This window comes from Flexivirga sp. (assembly GCF_051955415.1).
Taxonomy (GTDB): domain Bacteria; phylum Actinomycetota; class Actinomycetes; order Actinomycetales; family Dermatophilaceae; genus Flexivirga.
In genome coordinates, this window is sequence record NZ_JBQCGS010000026.1 from 1 (window position 1) to 19906 (window position 19906).

Genomic DNA, 19906 nt, shown 5'->3' on the forward strand with positions numbered 1-19906 from the left:
ACGAGGGTGCCGCAGCCGAAGATCCGGTCGATCGGACCCTTCTCGTAGTTGACGTCGTTGATCCGGTAGAGCGGGATGTCACGCCCCGACTTGCTGATGATGCCCCGTCGGGTGATCAGTCGGCGATTGGTGATCACGTAGAGCGTCGTCATCCAGCGCAACACCGGGGTCAGCACGACGATGCACAGGATGAGCAGCGCGACGATCCACACCGCGAGCGTCGCCCACCCCGACCAGCCCTTGTCGCTGATCCAGATCGAGGCAGCCAGCGCGACCACGATCGTGAGCACGCCGATCAGCAGAGGAAAGAAGATCTCCTTGATGTGCGTGCGCAGTTCGAGCACGATCTGCTCGCCGCGTGCCAGGTGCTTTGCCGAGAACGCCATGTCGGCATCCTGCCATGAATCGGGACGGATTCAGTCCAGCCTGTCGGCGGCCACCACGCCGCGCATCACCTTGTCGATCGCGGTGCGAGCGGTGCGTCGCACGCCGTCGTGCGGGGCTGCCTCGGCGATCTGATCGAGCAGGTCGACGACCTGCTTACAGCGGCGGACGAAGTCACCGGCCGACATCTCACTGTCCCGCAGCACCGTCTCCAACCGGCCGCCACTGGCCCACCGGTGCATCACCCAGGTCATCCCCGGATCCAGATCGGCCATCGGCGTGAGTCCGAGACGACGCTGCGAGTCCTGCAGCCCGTGGGTGATGCGGGTCATCTCGGCCAGTGCGTCCCGGGTCTGGTCGCCGGGAATGCGTGGCTCCTCCCCCGACGACTCGCGGCGGGATTCGTAGACCAGCGCGCACACCACCGCCGCCAGCGACGGTGCGTCGAGACGGCGCCATACGTCGTGCTGCAGGCACTCGGCGGCCAGCAGGTCCTTCTCGGTGTAGATCCGCTGCAGCACCCGGCCCTGTGCGGTGACCGCGGCGCCGTCCTGATCGAGGTAGCCCAGCTCTGCCAGCAGGTCGCAGATCCGGTCGAAGGTGCGCGCGACCGAGTGGGTGCGCCGGTCCACCTGCCGCTGCAGCCCGTCGGTCTCGCGCCGCAGCTTCCACCAGCGCTCGGCCCATCGGGCATGTTGCTCGCGGTAGGGACAGTCGTGGCACGGGTGCGCCTTGAGCCGGCGCCGCACCTGTTCGATGTCGCCGGCAGAGGATTCCTGGGCGGCTTCCTGGGCGGCGCGGCGTTCGGCCGGGCTCGGCGGCGGCTCGTCGCGCAGCTTGTTGCGCATCGGGGCGCCCCGGGCGCGCCGCGGGCGCGGCGCCCGACTCTGGAAGGTGCGGGGGACCGGGATCCGGCCCACCGGCTCGACCTCGTCCGGTACGTCGGTCTCGCTCAACCGGCGCAGCTGGCCGTCGGCGTTGACGATCGTCGGGACCTCGCCGCCGGTGCGCCCACCGCGACCGGACGGTATGACGACGGCGTATCCGCTGCGACGGCCCTGCGGGACCCGGATGATGTCGCCGGGTTCGAGTTGCTCCAGCGACACCGCCGCCGCGGCCCGCCGGCTCACCGACCGCTGCTTGGCGGCCGACTTCTCCAGATCGGTCAGTTCCCTTCGCAGCGCGGCGTATTCGGCGAAATCACCGAGGTGACAACGCATCGCCTCGGCATACCCCTCGAGCGCCTCCTCGTTGCGGTGTATGGCGCGGGCGGTGCCGACGACCGAGCGGTCGGCCTGGAACTGCGCGAACGACTGCTCGAGCACCTGCCCGGCGCGCCACCGGCCGAGCTTGTCGACCAGGTTGACCGCCATGTTGGACGTCGGCACGAAGGATGACCGCAACGGGTAGGTGCGCGTGGACGCCAGTCCGGCGACCTCGTGCGGGTCGACGGTGGGCGCCCACAGCACCACCGCGTGTCCCTCGTAGTCGATGCCGCGCCGGCCGGCCCGGCCGGTGAGCTGGGTGTATTCGGCGGGCGTGATGTCGGCGTGCGTCTCGCCGTTGTACTTGACCAGGCGTTCGATGACGACCGTGCGCGCGGGCATGTTGATGCCCAGCGCGAGCGTCTCGGTGGCGAAGACCGCCTTGATGGTGCCGTCGGTGAACAACTCCTCGACGACCTCCCGGAAGGTCGGCAGCATCCCGGCGTGGTGGGCGGCGAACCCACGGGACAGCCCTTCGACGAAGTCGTAGTAGCCCAGGACGGCGAGGTCCTCCTCGGGGAGCCCGGAGACGCGCTCCTCGACCAGGCGGCGCACCCGCGCCCCTTCCCGCTCCGGGATGAGCTTGGTCCCCCACGCCAGCAACTGCGACACCGCTCCCTCGCAGCCCGCGCGGCTGAAGATGAAGGTGATCGCCGGTAGCAGGCCGTCGTGGTCGAGCGCTTCGATGACCTGCGGCCTGCTCGGCCCGCGGCTGGGACGACCACTGCGCACCGGCCCCCGGTCGTGGCCGACGCGAATGCGACCCCGACGGCCGCGAGGCGCCCCGGCGTCCTCCCGATGACCGTGCCGCTGACCGCGTCGGTCACGGTCGACCTGCTCGATGCGTTGCAGCAGGTGCGGATTGACCCGCAACTGCTCTTTGCCGTCGTCGACGAAGAGGTCCAGCAACGACGGTCCGACCATCATCTGCTGCCACAGCGGGACCGGCCGGTGCTCCTCGACGATCACCTCGGTGTCGCCGCGGACCTCGCGCAGCCAGTCGCCGAACTCCTCGGCGTTGCTGACCGTGGCGGACAGCGAGATCAGCTGCACCGAGGGCGCGAGCATCACGATGATCTCCTCCCAGACCGCGCCCCGGAAGCGGTCTGCGAGGTAGTGGACCTCGTCCATCACCACGAAACCCAGCCGCTGCAAGGTGGCGGAGCCGGCGTAGATCATGTTGCGCAGCACCTCGGTGGTCATCACCACGATCGGTGCCTCGCCGTTGATCGACGAATCGCCGGTCAGTAGGCCGACGTTGGCCGCACCGTGCCGCGCGACGAGGTCGGCGTACTTCTGGTTGGACAGTGCCTTGATCGGCGTCGTGTAGAAGGTCTTGCGGTGCGTGTGCAGAGCCAGGTATGCCGCGAACTCACCGACGATCGTCTTGCCGGAGCCGGTGGGTGCGGCGACCAGCACACTGCGGCCGGCTTGAACCGCGACGATCCCCTGCCGCTGGAAGTCGTCGAACGGGAAGTCGTAGCCGGCCGCGAAGCGGTCGACGTGGGTGGAGTCGAAGCCCCGCTTCGGGGTGGGATCGTCCTGGCGTGCCACGGAATCAGAGCTGCGACTTCTCGTCATCGGCCACGTCCAGCCATTCCGAGCGCGCCTTCTGCTCACGTTTGGCCCGACGGCCGTCGAGGAAGAAACCGATCCCCACGGCCGCGAAGTAGAGCAGGATCATCGGCACCATCAGGGCGAGCATCGACCAGGCGTCGGGTGACGGGCTCATCATCGCCGAGAACACCGCCATCGCCATGACGGCGACGCGCCAGCCCTTGAGCATGATGCGCCCGGGAAGGATCCGGATCATGTTCAACCCGGTCAGGAAGACCGGCAGCAGGAAGGCCAGCCCGAAGACCAGGATGAACTTGATGATGAACGTGTAGTACTTCTGCGCATCGGTGAAGTTGGCACTGCGATCGGTCTCCGGTGTGGTGCCCAGCAGGAACTCGATGGCGTTGGGCAGCGCAAACGTGGAAACCCAGCAACCGAGCAGGAAGAGCGGCACCGAGACCGCGAGGAAGCCGCGCGCGACCCGCTTCTCCTTCGTGGTGAGCCCGGGCGCCAGGAACGCCCACAGTTCCCACAACCAGATCGGGCTGCTGATGATCACGCCGAACCAGAGCGACACCTTCAACTTGAGGCTGAAGGCCTCTGAGACGCCGTTGGCGCTGTAGTTGAGGTCGCCGGCGTTCGGATGACGTTTGTGCACTTCGGCCAGCGGTTGCTGGATGAAGTTGACCAGCGTCTCGAAGCGATGCCCGAACAGCGTCAGATGCGTGTCGTAGACGATCCAGCCGAGGATCGCTCCGACGACGATCGCCACGGCCGCGATCAGGGCACGCCGACGGAACTCGCGAAAGTGTTCGCCCAGGGACATCCGGCCTTCCGGATTGTCCTTACGCCGCAATAGGGCCATGTTTGGTATGTCGTCCTGCGCCGAAGGTCCCCTGCGGGACGATGATCAGATCAGTTGCCGTTGCCCGCGCTGTTGCCCTGGTGCGGATAACCCGCGGGGGCCTGCTGTTGCGGCTGTGCCTGCGGCTGGTAGCCGGGCTGACCGGGCTGCGGCTGCTGGTAGCCGCCCTGCTGATAACCGTTCGGCTGCTGCGGGGCGGACTGCTGCTGGCCCTGCTGCGGGTAGCCGGCTGCACCGGGCACCGGGGCCTCGCCGGGTGCACCACCGGAACGCGGCTGGGTCTGACCGGGGACGGTCTGGCCGGAGGCAGAACTCTTGTGGTCGTCGTCGCCGAGCTCGCTCTTGAGGATGCGCGCCGAACGACCGAGGCTGCGCGCTGCGTCCGGCAGCTTCTTCCAGCCGAAGAGGATGACCACGATGAGCACGAGGATGAGCAGGTGCCACGGCTCTAGGGCTCCACGAAACATAACTAGCTCCTGAGAATTTTGTGCGTGAACTGACCGGCGTTCCGCACCGTCGTCACCACTCTACGTGATGCGCCCAGTCCGGGCGGTGCGACTTGCGGCGAGCCGCGCGGTCGGCGCGGTGCCGCGACTTGAGATCGGCGCGCCGTCGTCGCAATTCTGCCGGATCCTGCAGCACCGCGAGGTCATCGACGCAGTGCAATTGCTGATCCAGCTCGACAATCCTGGCTTCGACCTGCGACAGCCGGTCCTGGGCGACCACCACCTCCTGGCCCAGTTGCTTCAGCGGCGCCCACAGGCGCCATACCCGCCAGCCGAGGTAGGCGACGGCCGACACCGCGAGCGCGAGCCACATCAGGACCCACTGCCACCAGGTCACGTGTCGTATGCCGCGGAAGGGTATGCCGCCAGAGCCGCACGGGCGCCGTCGGCGACCTCGGCACGCAGCGTCGCGGGTTCGAGCACCCGCGCCGACTCCCCGAGCCGCCACATCAGCTGTCGCAGCCACCGCAGGTCCGCGGTGCGGAAAGTAGCAGTGAGCAGACCGTCGTCGTCGCGCTCGACCGTGTCGACCGGGTAGTAGTCGACCACCCAGGCCGCGTCGGGCGACAACTCGACGACCGCCGTCAGGTCGTCCGGACCCGGCGTGAAGAGGCCGGAGCCGAGGTCGCGCGGCCGCGCGTCGGTCGGTGGTGTCCCGTCGACGTCGAGAATCTCGACGGAGGCGACCCGGTCGAGCCGGAAGAGCCGCACGTCGGTCGCCCGGTGGCACCAGCCCTCGAGGTACCAGTTGCCATCCAGTGACACCACCCGCATCGGGTCGACATCACGCTCGGTCGTCTCGTCGCGGGACGGCACGACATAACGCAGGTGCAGCCTCTTGTGCCCCGCGACCGCGGCGCGCATGGTGGTCAGCGTGTCCGAGGGCACCTCGGACTCCAGGGCGATCCGCACCCGGTCGCTCGCCGCGCCGGAGTCGCCGGCCGCCTCGACCAGCTTCGCCAGCGCCCGGTCGACGGCGTCGCGCTCGTCCAGGCCCGGCACGGCGGCCAGCGCGCGCAGCCCCACGATGAGCGCGGTGGCCTCGTCAAGACCCAGGCGCAGCGGCCGGGCGATCGTGTCCGCATTGCGCAGGAAGACCCGGCCCTGCTCCCACTCCGCCTCGATCAGGTCGTCGGGCAGGTGCCCTGGGGTGCCGCAGACGAACAGCAGAGCCAGGTCCGCCTCCACCTGCTCGGTGCTCACGCCGAGCTCCTGGGCGGCCTCCGCGATGTCGATGCCCTGCCGGTTGACCAGCCACGGCACCATCGTCAGCAGCCGGCCGAGCCGGGCGGTGGCACTCTCCTGCGTCGCCATCACGCACCTTCGTTCTGGGTGGAGTTGCGGGCCAGCGCGCCGCGCAGCCGGCACACGACCTGGTCCACCAGCTCCGGCGGCGACACCACCCGCACCGCGGGACCGAACCCGGCGATCTCGTCGGCGAACGCGCCGGTGTCGGTGAAGTCGAGCACCAGCCGGGTGTGGGCGTCCTGCTGCTCGGCCTGTTTGGCGCGGCGCCGCAGAGTGTTGCCCGCGCCCTGCTGCACGAGGACGACGGCCTCGGCGGGTGGTGTGCTCTCCGTGCCGTCGATCATCGCGACCGGGTCATGGTCGGCCGGCACATCGTAGGCGCCCGGCTTGCCGACCCGCTTGACCGCGCCGTCGATGCGGCCGAGCCGGAAGACGCGCGGGGCCTCCCGGTCCAGATCGAAGCCGGTGACGTACCACCGGCCGTGCCAGTTGGCGACGCCCCACGGTTGCAGCCGCCGGGGCGAGCAGTCGCCGCCGGACTTGCGGTAGGCGAAGCCGATCGCCTGGCGCCGCAGCACGGCATCCTTCACGGTGTTGAACGAGGGCTCGGTGGTGTTGACGCGCGGCTCCAGCCCGACCAGCGAGTTGGCGTCGCGCTCCACCTCGGCAGCCTCCAGCTTGCGCAGGGCGGTCGCCGCCGCACCGGCCAGGCTGGCCTGCTGCCAGGTGCGGCTGGCCAGGCCCAGCACGGCGAACTCGTCGGGTTCGAAACGCAACTCGGGCAGCGCGTATTCGCGGCGGTCGATGCGGTAGCCGGTCTCGTCGTCGAAGAACGCGTCCAGCGGCTCCATCCGCAGCGGTATGCCGAGCTCGCGCAGCTCGTCCTTGTCGCGCTCGAACATGCGGTCGAAGGCTTCGTCGGAGGCCGCTTCGCCATACTGCGGCACCGCGTCGCGGATGCGCGACTTGGCCAACGGCTGACGGGTGTAGAGCAGGCAGATCACCAGGTTGAGCAACCGCTCGGTCTTGGCGGCGGGTGACGGAGGAGCCATGGACGAAACGCTATCTCATCTCCGGACGAATGTACGACGCGGATTTCGGCGCGCTCACCCGCGTGGTTCGGGCGTGGGGTCGTCCACCGTCAGGGACTGCTCGTCCTGTGCGGACAGGCTCAGCACCGCTCCGGCGACGGCCGGACTCGCGGTGATCTTCGCTTCGAGTGCGCGCAGCCGGCCGGCGACCTCGTGCTCGGCGCGGTCCCCGGCCAGGTCGACGTCGCCGACCAGGTAGACACGTCGGGGTCCGACGAACTCCAGGCGCAGGTAGGTGACCCTGTCCACCTCCGGGAGGGCGAGCAGCGCACGCAGCGCGGCCCTGCGGACCGCCGGCGACACCTCTTCCCCGACCAGGAAGCCGACGTTGCGGCGGATCAGCACCACGGCCACCACACCCAGCACGCAGCCGACCAGGATCGAACCGATCGAGTCGGGTGTCGGGGATCCGGTGATCTGGTGCAGTCCCAGCCCGGCGCCGGCGAGCACCAGGCCGATGAGGGCCGCGGCGTCCTCGGCGAACACCGCCCGCAGTGTCGGATCGGAGGTGGCGAGAACGTGTTCGAGCAGTTCGCGGTCGTAGTGCGTGGCCTCGCTGCGCGCCTGCCGCACCGACTGCATGAAGGAGATGCCCTCGAGCACGAAGGCGACCGCCAGCACGATGTAGCCGATGAGGAAGTCGCTCGCGGGCTCCGGCGAGAGCAGCTCCTGGACGCCGTGCCAGATCGACACCGCCGCGCCGGCGACGAACAGGCCGAGTGCCGCGAAGAGCGACCAGACGTAGGCTTCCCGGCCGTAGCCGACCGGATGCTGCGCGTCGGCGGGCTTCCGCGACCGTTTGTCGGCCAGCAGCAGGAAGATCTCGTTGCCGGCGTCGGCCCACGAGTGTGCCGCCTCCGCCACCAACGAGGCCGATGCGGTCAGGATCGCCGCGCCGGTCTTGGCGATCGCGACCAGGGTGTTGGCCACCAGCGCGATGACGACGGTGAGAGTGCTCTCTCCCCCGCCCTCGCCGGACCTGATGCCGACGTCGAACTCGGCCTTGACCTGGTCGTGTCGCTCCGTCATACCCGCCACGCTATCGACTCCGGGGATCAGCCCAATCCGAAGGCGCGTCCGGCGCCGGGCTTGTTGGTCGACACCAGGTCGACCACGAAGATCAGCGTCTCGTGCGGGCCGATGGCGCCGCCGGCGCCCTGCTCGCCATACGCGAGGTGCGGCGGGATGGTCAGCTTGCGGCGGCCACCGACCTTCATGCCGAGGATGCCCTGGTCCCAGCCGGGAATGACCTGGCCGATCCCGACCCGAAAGTCCAGCGGAGCACCGCGGTTCCAGGATGCGTCGAACTCCTCGCCGGTGGACCAGGCGACGCCGACGTAGTGGGCCTTGATCTGGTCGCCGGCCTCGGCCTCGGCACCGTCACCGACGGTGAGGTCCTCGATGACCAGCTCGGTGGGTGGCTCGGCGCCGGGGAAGTCGATCTCGGGCTTGGTGGTGTCGGGGTCGAACGGCATGATTCCTCGCTTCGCGGATGTGGTGGTGACGGGTGCTAGTTGGCGCCGACGATGTCGACGACGAAGACCAGGGTGTCGGTGCCCTTGATGCCGCCCTGCGGGTTGCCCGCCTTGCCGTAGCCGTCGGCCGGCGGGATCACCATCAGCACGCGATCGCCGACCTTCTTGCCGACCAGCACCTTGTCCCAGCCGGGGATGACCTTGCCCTCGCCGATCGGGAAGCTGGCCGGGACGCCGTAGCGGCCCGGGTTGCCCGTGGAGTCGAAGACCTTGCCGGCCTTGCCCTTGGTCCAGATCACGCCCGTGTAGAGGGCGGAGATCGTCTGGCCCTTCTTGACCGTGGGACCGGTGCCGTTGATCAGGTTGGCCGACTCCAGCTTCTTCGGCGCCGCAGTGTCGGGCATCGTGATGGTCGCCGGTTTGTCGACGCCGTTCCAGGTGACCTTCGGCATGCCCGACTTGGGCGGCACCGGGGTGCCGGTGGCCATGTTCGGGCGTGCGCCGTTGATCTTCAGATAGAAGACGATCGAGTCCTTGCGGGTGACGCCGAGCTGGGAGTTTCCCTCGGAGCCGAAGGCTTCCTTGGGTGGCACGGCGATGGTCTCGACGGTGCCGACCTTCTTGCCCTTGATCGCGGTGACCAGGCCGGGGAACTGGGTCGGGTCCTGCAGATACATCGGCCCGGCCGCATTGGCGAAGGTGTCAGCCAGCGTCTTGCCGGTCCGCCCGTCCACCGCGACGTAGCTCACGTCGGCCAGGTCGGTGCCCTTCACGGCGGCGCCGGTGCCCTCGGACTTCACGTCCACCGTCGTCTTGTTGACCTGGAACGGCTTCGTGCCGAGCGTGATCGCCGGGCTCTTGCCCTTGGCCGTGGTCACCTTCACCGCGCTCATCGGCGAGACATCCTTGGCGGCCACCGTGTATGGCGGCAACGACGTGGACGCAGATGAGGTCGCGGCCTGGGACGACGACGTGCCGGCCTTCGAGGAGGAGCCGCTGCCGTTGGAGCTGCTGCTGCCGCAACACGCGAGTAGCAGGGCGGGCAGGGTGCCGGCGGCGAGCAGGCGGAGTGGGATTCGGCGCACGTCGAAGAACCTCTTAGCAAAACGTCGGGGATGGAGAACTGGACCGGGCGACACCCTAACCAAGCCCGCTGTGGTGCAGCCGTCAGCAGGGTGTCGGAGGAATGAGGCCGGGCGTCGTTCGTGGGCTGCCGTCACATGCCGTCGATCAACCGTTGCACGCGCTGGTCGCTGGCGGTGAAGGGATCCTTGACCAACACCGTGCGCTGCGCCTGGTCGTTGAGCTTCAGATGCACCCAGTCGACGGTGAAGTCCCGGCGCGCGGCCTGCGCGGCGCGGATGAAGTCGCCGCGCAGCTTCGCCCGTGTCGTCTGCGGCGGGAAGGTCTTGGCCTCGAACACCTCGACATCGGAGCACACCCGCGCCGCCTTGCCACGCCGCTGCAACAGGTAGAACAGGCCGCGCTCACGGTTGATGTCGTGGTAGGTCAGGTCCAGCTGCAGCATTCGCGGATCGTCGAGGGCCAGACCGTGTTTGGCGGCGTACTGGTCGAGCAGCTTGTGCTTGATGACCCAGTCGATCTCGGTGTCGACCAGCGCCAGGTTGTCGGTCTCGATGGCGGTGAGAGTGCGCTCCCACAGGTCCATGATCCGCTTGGTCAGGTCGTCGTCAGGTGGTGGCTGTCGACATACGACCGGGCACGCTCGAAGTATTCGGTCTGCATCTGCAGCGCGGACAACTCGCGACCGTTGGCGAGGCGGACCGGCGCGCGGCCGGTGATGTCGTGGCTGATCTCGCGGATCGCCCGGATGGGGTTCTCCAGGCTGAGGTCACGCATCGAGACGCCGTCCTCGATCATCCGCAGCACCAGGTGCGCGGAGCCGAGCTTGAGCATCGTCGTGGTCTCGCTCATGTTGCTGTCGCCGACGATGACGTGCAGCCGGCGGAACCGCTCGGCGTCGGCGTGCGGCTCGTCGCGCGTGTTGATGATCGGGCGGGACCGGGTGGTGGCGCTGCTGACCCCTTCCCAGATGTGGTCGGCGCGCTGGCTGACGCAGAAGGTCGGCTGGTGTCCCAGCATGGTGATCTTGCCGGCGCCGCAGGTGATCTGGCGGCTGACCAGGAACGGGATCAGGATGTCGGACACCTGCTGGAACTCGCCGGCCCGGCCGATCAGGTAGTTCTCGTGGCAGCCGTAGGAGTTGCCGGCCGAGTCGGTGTTGTTCTTGAAGACGAAGATCTTGCCGTCGACGCCCTCCTCGACGAGCCGGGCCTGCGCCTCCTCCACGAGGCCCTCGATGATGCGTTCACCGGCCTTGTCGTGGATCACCGCCTCGCGCACGTCGTCACACTCGGGTGTGGCGTATTCGGGGTGACTGCCCACATCCAGGTAGAGACGTGACCCGTTGCCCAGGAACACGTTGGAGGAACGGCCCCACGACACGACCTTGCGGAAGAGATAGCGCGCCACCTCGTCCGGCGTGAGCCGACGCTGCCCGTCGAACGTGCACGTCACGCCGTATTCGTTCTCGATGCCGAAGATCCGCCGCTCCATGACACTCACTCTGCCCTGCCGGCGGCGTCAGCAAGCTGCCGCCGCGCCAGCGCTTCCCGAGCTCGCCGTGCTTGTTCAACGACCATGTATCGACCCTAACCGTCGATGTCGCGCCAGTGGGGACCGTTCCGTATGGCGTCGCCCGTGCCGCCGGTGCCGCCGGTCCCGAACGGACACAACACGCACTGCTCACCCCATACCGAGCGGACACGAAACGCACTGACAGGACACGAAAATTCGCACAGAAGTGCAGCATTTTCGTGTCCGCTGGAGGCCGTTCGTGTCCGCTCGGTCAGGCTGCTGTGAGCAGCGAACGGTTGCGATGCGGCCTCCCGCGTGGTCGGCTTCCGCCATGCGAATTCTGGTGCTCGGCGGCACGGCATGGCTCGGCGGTGAGATCGTGCGGGCGGCGCTCGCACGCGGTCACGACGTCACCTGTATGGCGAGGGGTGAGCGACCAGCACCCGACGGTGCGATGTTGGTCAGTGCGGATCGTGAAGATCCACAGTCATATTCGGCGTTGGACGGTGTCTTCGACGCGGCGATCGACGTGACGATGATCCCGGCGCACGCGCACGGCGCGGTCACCGCGCTGCGGGACCGCGTCGACCGGTGGTCGCTGGTCTCGACGTGCTCGGTGTATGCGCAGGACGATGTTCCCGGCCAGGACGAATCCGCTGCGCTGCTGCCGGCGTGGGACGGCCCGTTCGAGACGGAGAAATACGGCGAGTGCAAGGTCGCGTGCGAGCAGGCGGTGCTGGCGGCATACGGTGCGGCGGCGCACATCTCCCGACCCGGGCTCATCACCGGACCCGGGGACCACAGCGACCGGACCGGCTACTGGCCGTTGCGTTTCGCGCATCCCTCCACGGACGACGGAGCGGTGCTCGTGCCCGACACGCCGGGCGCCACCGTGCAGCTGATCGACGCCCGAGACCTGGCCACCTGGCACGTCGAGTCGGTCGAACGCGGCACCGGCGGCGTCTTCAACGCCACGACCGAACCCATCGCACTCGCCGACTACCTCGCCGCCGCACGCGAGGTCGCGGGCCACACCGGCGAACTCGTCGGTGTCGACCAGGATTGGTTGAGCGCCCACGATGTCCAGCCGTGGGCGGGTGAACGCAGCCTGCCGCTCTGGCTGCCGCAGCTGAAGTATGCCGGTTTCGCGGCCCGCTCCCCCGCCGCCGCACGCGCTGCCGGCCTGACGACCCGGCCGCTCGCCGACTCGATCCGCGACACCCTGGCCTGGGAGCTGCAGACCAGCCCCGGCCGTGACCGGCGGGCCGGCCTCTCCCCCGCCGACGAGCGCGACCTCATCGCTGCCGCACGAGCCGGCAGCTGACGGACCGGACCCAGGTGATCAGGCAAGCGACTCCACCCAGGCGCGGTGCAGGGCGGCATACCGTCCGTCGCCTGCGCCGATGAGGTCCGCCGGGCTGCCGTCCTCCAGCACCTGGCCGTGCTCGAGCACCAGCACCCGGTCGGCGACCTCCACGGTCGACAGCCGGTGCGCGATGATCAGCGCGGTCCGGTCGGCCAGGACCGTCTCCAGTGCGCGCTGCACCAGGCGCTCGCTCGGGATGTCCAGGGAGGACGTCGCCTCGTCCAGGATCAGCACCGCCGGGTCGGCGAGGAACGCCCGCGCGAACGCCACCAGCTGCCGCTGTCCGGCGGACAACCGCCCGCCGCGTTTGGCGACATCGGTGTCGTAGCCGTCCGGCAGCTTGTCGATGAACTGGTCGGCGCCGACCGCCTCGGCCGCCGCCCGGATCTCCACATCGGTCGCGGTCGGCTTCCCGAAGCGGATGTTGTCGGCGACCGAACCCTCAAACATGAAATTCTCCTGGGTGACCAGCACGACGTGCCGGCGCAGCTGCGGCTGATCGATGTCGCGCACGTCGGTGCCGTCCAGCCGGACCGCGCCCGAGGTCGGGTCGTAGAAGCGGGCCATCAGCTTGGCGATGGTCGTCTTGCCGGCGCCGGTCGTGCCGACCAGGGCCACCGTCTGCCCGGCCGGTATGTCGAGGGACAACTCGGGCAGCACCGGCCGGTCCGCGACGTACTCGAAGCGGACCTTGTCGAATTCGACCGCGCCACGCACGTTTTCGAGCTGCTTCGGCTCGTCCGGGTCCTTGATGCCGGGCGGTGTCGCGATCACGCCGGCGACCTTCTCCAGGGCCGAGGACGCCGACTGGAAGGTGTTGAAGAACTGCGTGATGTCCTGCATCGGTTCGAAGAACATCCGCAGGTAGAGCAGGAACGCCGTCAGCACACCGACGGTCATGTGTCCGTGCAGCACCCGCCACCCGCCATACAGCAGCACGATGCTGGTCATCACGTTGCCGACCAGCTTCACCGACGGCATGAAGATCGCGACGAGCCGGAAGGTCTTCTCGTTGATGGCGCGGTAGCGCTCGGCGACCTCCTCGAAGATCTCCTGGTTGCGCGGCTCGCGACGGTAGGCCTGCACGGCCTTGATGCCGGTCATCGTCTCCACGAACTGCACGATCACCAGCGCCGCGCTCTCACGCACCTCGCGGTAGGTCTTGCTCGATGCGCCGCGGAACCAGGCCGACAGGGCGACCAGGATCGGGAAGCAGGTCAGGCAGATCAGCCCGAGCTCGACGTCCAACGTCACCAGCAGGATCGCCGTGCCGACGAGGGTCAGCGCAGCGGTGACCAGGCTGTCGAAGCCGTTCTCCAGCATGTCCTGGATGGCCTCGACGTCGTTGGTGGAGCGGCTGACGACCCGGCCGGAGGTGTATTTGTCGTGGAAGGAGACGTCCAGCCGCTGGAAGTGCCGGAAGATGCGCCGGCGCAGCTCGAGCAGCGCCAGCTCGCCGATGGTGCCCGACTGGCGCAGGAAGAGCATCCGGCTGACCGCCTGCACGGCGACGATGACGCACAACGCCCCGATCACGAGCAACAGCACGTGCGCGTCCCCGTCGCGCGCGATCGGCGGCACGCCGTGGTCGATGCCGACCTGCACCATCCGCGGCACCGACAGCCGGGCGAGGTTCTCGATGATCACCAGGACGACGAGGACCGCGACCATCTTCTTGTATGGCGCCAGCAGCGACCCCAGGAGTTGCCGCGCCTCGCGGCGCATCGGCTTCGACTCGTCGATGGGCAGATCGTTGGCGTTGTCGGACATCATCCGACCGCGCCAGCGCTCCTCGCTGTTGGTGGACTGCTGCTCCGTGGGTGGCTGCCGGGTGTCGGTGGTCATCGGTGTGCCTCCTGTGCCCGTCCGTGCATGGTGCCGAAATCTTCACCGCGAGAAGCCTGTTCGGAGCCTTCTTCGATCTCCGCGGCAGCGTCGGCGCAACGCTTTTCGTCGTCGGTGCACCACGGCGGATCGTGCTCGACACCGTCGTCGATCTCGTCGTCCGCGGCCAGCAGGTAGCGGTAGGCGGGCACGCTCGCCAGCAGCTGTGAATGCGTGCCGACGTGGGTGATGGTGCCGTGCTGCAGCAAGGCGACCCGGTCGGCCAGCAGCACGGTCGAGGCACGGTGTGCCACCACCAGGCCGGTCACCTCGTGCAACACGCGGCGCAGCGCCTCCTCCACCAGGGCCTCGGTGTGCACATCCAGTGCCGACAGCGTGTCGTCCAGCACCAGCACCTTCGGATGGGTCAGCACGGCGCGGGCCAGCGAGAGGCGCTGCCGCTGCCCACCGGACAGGCTCATCCCCTGCTCCCCGATGCGGGTGTCCAGGCCGAACGGCAGATCGTGCACGAAGTGCGCCTGCGCCACGTCGATCGCCTCGGCGATCTCCTTCTCGGTCGCTTGCGGACGGCCCAGCGTGAGGTTCTCGCGCACGGACAGCGAGAACAGTGTCGGGTCCTCGAAGGCGGTCGCCACGGTGGCGCGCAACGCCGGCAGCGACATCTCGCGGATGTCCGTGCCGTCGATCTCGATGCGTCCTTCGCCGACGTCGTACAGCCGCGGGATCAGACTGGTCAGCACCGACTTGCCGGAGCCGGTGGCACCGACCAGGGCGACCGTCTCCCCCGGTGCGAGGTCGAGGTGGACGTGCCGCAGCGCCCAGTCGTCGTCGGCCGCGTCGGGGAACCGGAAGCCGACGTCGGTCAGCCGCAACGCGCCGCCGCGCGCGACCGTCGTGATCGGACCGTCGGTGACGTCCGGCTCGGTGTCGAAGATCTCCGCGACCCGGTCGGCCGCGGTCATCGCCTCCTGGGTCATCGACAACAGGAATCCCAGTGCCGCGATCGGCCAGACCAGTGACAGCATCATGGTGATGAACGCGACCAGCGTGCCCAGGGTGATCCGCCCGGTGCCGGTCGCTGCGGCGCCGAGGCCGAGCACGACGATCAGGGTGATGTTGGGGATGACCTCCAGCAGGGTCCAGAAGCTGGCCTGCAGCCGGACCTTGCGCACCTGGATGTCGAAGAGTTCGGTCGCCTTCTCGTCGAAGCGTTCGTAGACGTAGTCCTCCCGGCCGAAGGACTTGATGACGCGCAGCCCGAGCGCGGACTCCTCGACCGTCGTCGCCACGACCCCGGTCTGGTCCTGCGCCATCCGGGACAGCTTGGTGAACTTGCGCTGGTTGTGCAGCACCGTCGCCGCGATCGGCACGATCGAGATGACGACCACGACACCCAGCGGCCAATAGAGCAGCAACAAGATGATGGTGACCACCGTGATCTGCAGGGTGTTGAGGATCAACATCACGATGCCGAAACTCAGCAATCGGCGAATCATGCTCAGGTCGTTCATGATGCGCGACAGCAGCTGCCCGGACTGCCAGCCGCTGTGGAAGGACATCGGCAGCACCTGGAGGCGGGCGTACATCTCCTTGCGGATGTCGCGCTCGATGCCCATGGTGGCCCGTGCGACCAGCCAGCGCCTCCCGAACCAGAGCACCGCCTCCGCCACACCGATCGCCAGTGCCGCGGTGCCCAGCACCCACAACCCGTGCTGGTCGTGATGGCTGACCGGGCCGTCGATGACCGCCTTGGTCATCAGCGGTATGACGATGGTCGCGCCGAGGCTGGCCAGCCCGAAGATCATCATGGTGATCCAGCGTGTCCGGTAGGGACGGACGTATGGCGCCAGCCGCAGCAGGCTCGTCGTACGCCGGTGACGACGCCCGGGTGGCGGACTGATGCTGGGTGCGGAGACCAGGCCCGCCGACGCGGTCTGCAACGCATCAGCGCGGTCATCAGAAGGACGGGGTGCCGACGAGGGCTGCTGGGTCATCGTGAGGTGCGGTCTCCTGGCTGAGTGACGGCGTCGAGGCACATCCGAGCCTCGACGTTCAACCGCACGTGAAGTCAACACGGCGACCCGACGATCACCGCGCAGAGTGCGGCCCTACGAAGAACCTGGGATGTCTATTGATCATGTCACGACCCGGTGACAACGGTCACGTGCATTACGGCCGAAGCTCGGCGGACCGGACCGACCTACTCGGTGGCTACGTCCTCGTCGGTGTGCGGCACGTCGGACGTGGGGTCGTCCGCGCTCAGCAGCGCCTCCAGGAGTGCGCCGTTGATCCGGCGGAACTTGCGGCGTTCGCGTGCCCGGTCCAGGACCGCGACCTCCAGTTGATCCGCCGTCAGCGTGCGTGCCTCGCCACCGGTCGGGTCCTCGCCCAGCAACTCGACCGCCAACCGCAGCACGGTGCCCAGATCCATGCCCGGGCGCCAGCGTTCCTGCAGTCCGGCGCTGACGTGCTCGGCGGCGCCGCCCATCGCGACGAAACCCTGCTCGTCGCCGACCGAACCGTCGTAGGTGAGCCGGTAGATCTGGTCCTCGGCCGGGTCGTCGTCGACCTGCGCCACGACGATCTCGACCTCGTAGGGCTTGGACTCCTGGGTGAACACCGTGCCCAGCGTCTGCGCGTAGGCGTTGGCCAGGCCGCGGGCGGTGACGTCGGACCGGTCGTAGGAGTAGCCGCGCAGGTCGGCATACCGGATGCCGGCGACCCGGAGGTTCTCGAACTCGTTGTATTTGCCGACCGCCGCGAACGCGATGCGGTCGTAGATCTCCGACACCTTGTGCAGCGCGCGGCTGGGATTCTCGGCGACGAAGGCTATGCCCCCGTCATAGGCGAGGACGACGACGGACCGTCCGCGCGCGATGCCCTTGCGGGCGTAGTCGGCCCGGTCCTTCATCAGCTGCTCGGGCGAGACGTAGAACGGCATGCTCATCTTGTGCCTCCGATCTCGCGGCGGGCGGTGAGCACCTGCTCGACCACCGACGCCAACTCCTCGTCGCCGACGAAACGAGTGCCCTCGCCGTCCACGATCGCCACCGTCGGCCAGATGCGCCGGCCCAGGTCGGGACCACCGGTCGCCGAGTCGTCGTCGGCGGCGTCATACAACGCTTCGATCGTCACGCGGACCGCGTCGTCCTGGGAGAGATCACGACGCCAGAGCTTCTTCAGGGCGCCGCGGGCGAACAGCGACCCGGAGCCGACCGAGTGGAAGTCGTGCTCCTCGTAGCACCCGCCGGTCACGTCATAGGAGAAGATCCGGCCGGCGTCGCGGTCGAGGTCGTATCCGGCGAAGAGCGGCACCACCGACAAACCCTGCATGGCCATGCCGAGGTTGCCCCGGATCATCGTCGCGAGCCGGTTGGCCTTGCCCACCAACGACAACCGGGTGCCTTCGATCTTCTCGTAGTGCTCCAGCTCGACCTGGAAGAGCCGCACCATCTCGATCGCGGTGCCGGCGGTGCCGGCGATGCCGACCGCCGAGAACTCATCGGCCGCGAAGACCTTGAGCATCTCGTTGTTGGCGATCAGATTGCCCATCGTGGCCCGCCGGTCACCGGCCAACAGCACCCCGTCGGTGTAGGCGACGGCCACGATGGTGGTGCCGTGCGGCACGTCGAGGGCGGCCGACGGGATCGTGCGCGACCCCGGCACCAGCTCGGGCGCGTGGCCGGCGAGGAACTCGGTGAATGACGAGAATCCGGTCTGCAGGTATGACGCGGGCAGCTTGCTGAAACTCACTGTCCGCCCTTCTGGACGAAGCCGCGGACGAACTCCTCCGAGTTGGACTCCAGCACACCGTCGATCTCGTCCAGCACGCTGTCGACGTCGTCGTCCAGCTCCTGCTTGGCCGGTGCTGTCGTGGGTGCCGGCTCCGGGGCGTCGTCGGCCGGGTCGGCGTCGCGGCGTTGCGGATTCTTGTGTTGCTGCGTGGCCATGGCGATGTCCTTTCGTCCGTGCGCGATGTGCTGCGCTTCACTCTCAACCCTACGTGGGACGGCCGGTATGACGCGACGCGCACCACCGGCGTGTGACCGTGTCGTCCGGTGGATCCTCAATCGATGCGCGGCGCGTCCTCGGCCAGCAGGCGCAACAGCTCGTCCGCCGACCCGGCGCGGTCCAGCAGCGCCCCCACGTGAGCCCGGGTGCCGCGTTCCGGCTCCAGCATCGGCACCCGCTGCAGGCTGGGCTGCGAGCGGACGTCGAAGATCACCGAGTCCCACGAGGCGGCAGCCACCTCCTGCGGGAAGCGCGCCAGGCAGGTGCCGCGGAAGAACGCCCGGGTGTCCGTCGGCGGCTCCGACATGGCCCGCTGCACCGCGGCGTCGTCCACCAGCTGCTCGAAGCGGCCGGCAGCGGCGAGCCGGTTGAAGATCCCCTTGTCCGCCCGCACGTCCGACCACTGGATGTCGATCGCCCGGAGCCGGTGGTCCGACCAGTCCAGGCCATCCCGCGCCCGGTAGCTCTCCAGTGTCCTGAGCTTGGCCACCCAGTCGACCTCGCGGGCGGCCTCCATCGGATCGCGCTCCAGCGTGCTCAGCACCTGCTCCCACCGCTGCATGACCTCGGCGGTGTCGTCGTCGAGCTCCCCGCCATACAACCGCTGCAGCCAGGCGTCCGCGAGCTCGTAGTACTCCCAGAGCAATTGGACGCCGGTCAGGGTGCGGCCGCCGGCGACCTCGACGGTCGCCCGCAGGGTCGGGTCGTGGGACAGTCGCCGCAGCGCCTCGACCGGCTTCTCGACGGTGAGGTCCCGGGTGACCGCGCCGTCCTCGATCATGCCCAGCACCAGGCTCGTCGTGCCCAGCTTCAGCAGGTTGGTCACGTCGCAGTGGTTGGCGTCGCCGAGGATCACGTGCAGCCGCCGGTAACGGTCGGCCACCGCGTGCGGTTCGTCGCGGGTGTTGATGATCGGTCGCTTCAGCGTCGTCTCGAGCCCGACCTCCACTTCGAAGAAGTCGGAACGCTGGGCCAGCTGGAAGCCCGGCTTCCCGGACTCGATGCCGATGCCGACCCGCCCCGAGCCGCACATCACCTGGCGGGCGACGAAGAACGGGATCAGGTGCCGCACGATCTCCGAGAACGGCGTCGCGCGGCTCATCAGGTAGTTCTCGTGCGTGCCGTAGGACGCGCCCTTGCCGTCGGTGTTGTTCTTGTAGAGGTTGACGCCCGGCGCACCGGCCGGGGACAACAGCCGCACCGCCTCCCGCATCACCGACTCTCCCGCCCGGTCCCAGGTGATCGCATCGCGTGGGGTCGTGACCTCCGGGGAGCTATACTCCGGGTGCGCGTGATCGACATACAGCCGAGCACCGTTGGTGAGCACCACGTTGGCGAGGGTCGGGTCCTCCTCGTCGGTCAACTGGCTGGCGTCGGCGGCGCCGCGCGCCATGTCGAACCCGCGGGCGTCGCGCAGCGGTGCCTCGTCCTCGTAGTCCCACCCGGCACGGGCCGCGCGCATGCCGACCTGGGTGGCGTATGCCGTCACGACCCGCCCGGACAGCACCATCGGGTTGGCGGTCGGGTCGCCGGGAACGGAGATCCCGTATTCGGTCTCGATGCCCATGATCCGACGCACACTCATACGCCGACTGTAGGACTGCGTAACTTGCTGGCATGACGAAGGCTCACTGGGCGGACCTGACCGGTATGCCGCTCCGCACCCGCTTGTTGTGTATGGCGGCCGGGGTCGCC

Annotated in this window: 17 protein-coding genes and 1 pseudogene; 1 reads left to right on the forward strand and 17 read right to left on the reverse strand. The window is 68.6% G+C overall.

All coding sequences use genetic code 11. The annotated features are described in order from the left end of the window. The 11 genes and pseudogenes from ACTHL4_RS04460 to pafA form a co-directional block, all read right to left on the reverse strand. The coding region (locus tag ACTHL4_RS04460; protein ID WP_440281534.1) for a PH domain-containing protein at nt 1-386 on the reverse strand (386 nt) is incomplete at its 3' end. A 30-nt stretch (nt 387-416) separates the two neighbouring features. Continuing rightward, nucleotides 417-3230, reverse strand: a complete 2814-nt coding sequence (locus ACTHL4_RS04465; protein WP_440281535.1) for a DEAD/DEAH box helicase — start codon at nt 3228-3230, stop codon at nt 417-419. Then, nucleotides 3208-4071 (reverse strand): twin-arginine translocase subunit TatC, encoded by an 864-nt coding sequence (gene tatC / locus ACTHL4_RS04470; RefSeq protein WP_440281536.1) that lies wholly within the window; start codon nt 4069-4071, stop codon nt 3208-3210. Before tatC ends, ACTHL4_RS04465 begins: the two co-directional genes overlap by 23 nt. Before the next feature lie 50 nt (nt 4072-4121). Then, nucleotides 4122-4538 carry a Sec-independent protein translocase subunit TatA gene (gene tatA / locus ACTHL4_RS04475; protein WP_440281537.1) on the reverse strand — a complete coding sequence of 139 codons (417 nt, stop codon included), beginning with the start codon at nt 4536-4538 and terminating at the stop codon, nt 4122-4124. 52 nt (nt 4539-4590) lie between these two features. Continuing rightward, complete coding sequence (locus ACTHL4_RS04480; RefSeq protein WP_440281538.1) at nt 4591-4914, reverse strand: hypothetical protein; 324 nt, start codon at nt 4912-4914, stop codon at nt 4591-4593. Next, a complete protein-coding gene (locus ACTHL4_RS04485; RefSeq protein ID WP_440281539.1) occupies nt 4911-5891 on the reverse strand; it encodes a helix-turn-helix transcriptional regulator in 981 nt (326 codons plus the stop codon). The genes ACTHL4_RS04480 and ACTHL4_RS04485 overlap by 4 nt, the downstream gene beginning before the upstream one ends. After that, a complete protein-coding gene (locus tag ACTHL4_RS04490) occupies nt 5891-6877 on the reverse strand; it encodes a helix-turn-helix transcriptional regulator (protein WP_440281540.1) in 987 nt (328 codons plus the stop codon). The genes ACTHL4_RS04485 and ACTHL4_RS04490 overlap by 1 nt, the downstream gene beginning before the upstream one ends. A 54-nt stretch (nt 6878-6931) precedes the next feature. Then, nucleotides 6932-7945: a cation diffusion facilitator family transporter gene (locus ACTHL4_RS04495; protein WP_440281541.1), complete on the reverse strand. Its 1014-nt coding sequence runs from the start codon at nt 7943-7945 to the stop codon at nt 6932-6934. 26 nt (nt 7946-7971) lie between these two features. Next, a complete protein-coding gene (locus tag ACTHL4_RS04500) occupies nt 7972-8391 on the reverse strand; it encodes an FKBP-type peptidyl-prolyl cis-trans isomerase (RefSeq protein ID WP_440281542.1) in 420 nt (139 codons plus the stop codon). A 35-nt stretch (nt 8392-8426) separates the two neighbouring features. Further along, nucleotides 8427-9476, reverse strand: a complete 1050-nt coding sequence (locus ACTHL4_RS04505) for an FKBP-type peptidyl-prolyl cis-trans isomerase (RefSeq protein WP_440281543.1) — start codon at nt 9474-9476, stop codon at nt 8427-8429. 131 nt (nt 9477-9607) lie between these two features. Beyond that, a pseudogene (gene pafA / locus ACTHL4_RS04510) lies at nt 9608-10968 on the reverse strand (Pup--protein ligase). Nucleotides 10969-11320: 352 nt separating this feature from the next. Here pafA and ACTHL4_RS04515 point away from each other — a divergent pair. After that, nucleotides 11321-12313: an NAD-dependent epimerase/dehydratase family protein gene (locus tag ACTHL4_RS04515; RefSeq protein ID WP_440281544.1), complete on the forward strand. Its 993-nt coding sequence runs from the start codon at nt 11321-11323 to the stop codon at nt 12311-12313. Between the two features lie 18 nt (nt 12314-12331). Here the strand turns inward: ACTHL4_RS04515 and ACTHL4_RS04520 are convergent, their stop codons facing one another. The 6 genes from ACTHL4_RS04520 to dop all read right to left on the reverse strand — a co-directional run bounded on the left by ACTHL4_RS04520 (nt 12332) and on the right by dop (nt 19796). Further along, a complete protein-coding gene (locus ACTHL4_RS04520) occupies nt 12332-14200 on the reverse strand; it encodes an ABC transporter ATP-binding protein (protein ID WP_440281545.1) in 1869 nt (622 codons plus the stop codon). Beyond that, nucleotides 14197-16194, reverse strand: coding sequence for an ABC transporter ATP-binding protein (locus ACTHL4_RS04525; RefSeq protein WP_440281546.1), 1998 nt, complete (start codon nt 16192-16194; stop codon nt 14197-14199). Before ACTHL4_RS04525 ends, ACTHL4_RS04520 begins: the two co-directional genes overlap by 4 nt. Nucleotides 16195-16400: 206 nt before the next feature. Then, a complete protein-coding gene (prcA, locus tag ACTHL4_RS04530) occupies nt 16401-17147 on the reverse strand; it encodes a proteasome subunit alpha (protein ID WP_440281547.1) in 747 nt (248 codons plus the stop codon). Next, entirely contained in the window at nt 17144-17953 is an 810-nt protein-coding gene (prcB, locus tag ACTHL4_RS04535) for a proteasome subunit beta (RefSeq protein WP_440281548.1), read from the reverse strand. Before prcB ends, prcA begins: the two co-directional genes overlap by 4 nt. Then, on the reverse strand, nt 17950-18150 hold the full coding sequence (locus ACTHL4_RS04540; protein ID WP_440281549.1) for a ubiquitin-like protein Pup: 201 nt from the start codon (nt 18148-18150) through the stop codon (nt 17950-17952). The genes prcB and ACTHL4_RS04540 overlap by 4 nt, the downstream gene beginning before the upstream one ends. Nucleotides 18151-18266: 116 nt before the next feature. After that, nucleotides 18267-19796 (reverse strand): depupylase/deamidase Dop, encoded by a 1530-nt coding sequence (gene dop, locus ACTHL4_RS04545; RefSeq protein WP_440281550.1) that lies wholly within the window; start codon nt 19794-19796, stop codon nt 18267-18269. Nucleotides 19797-19906 lie beyond the last annotated feature (110 nt).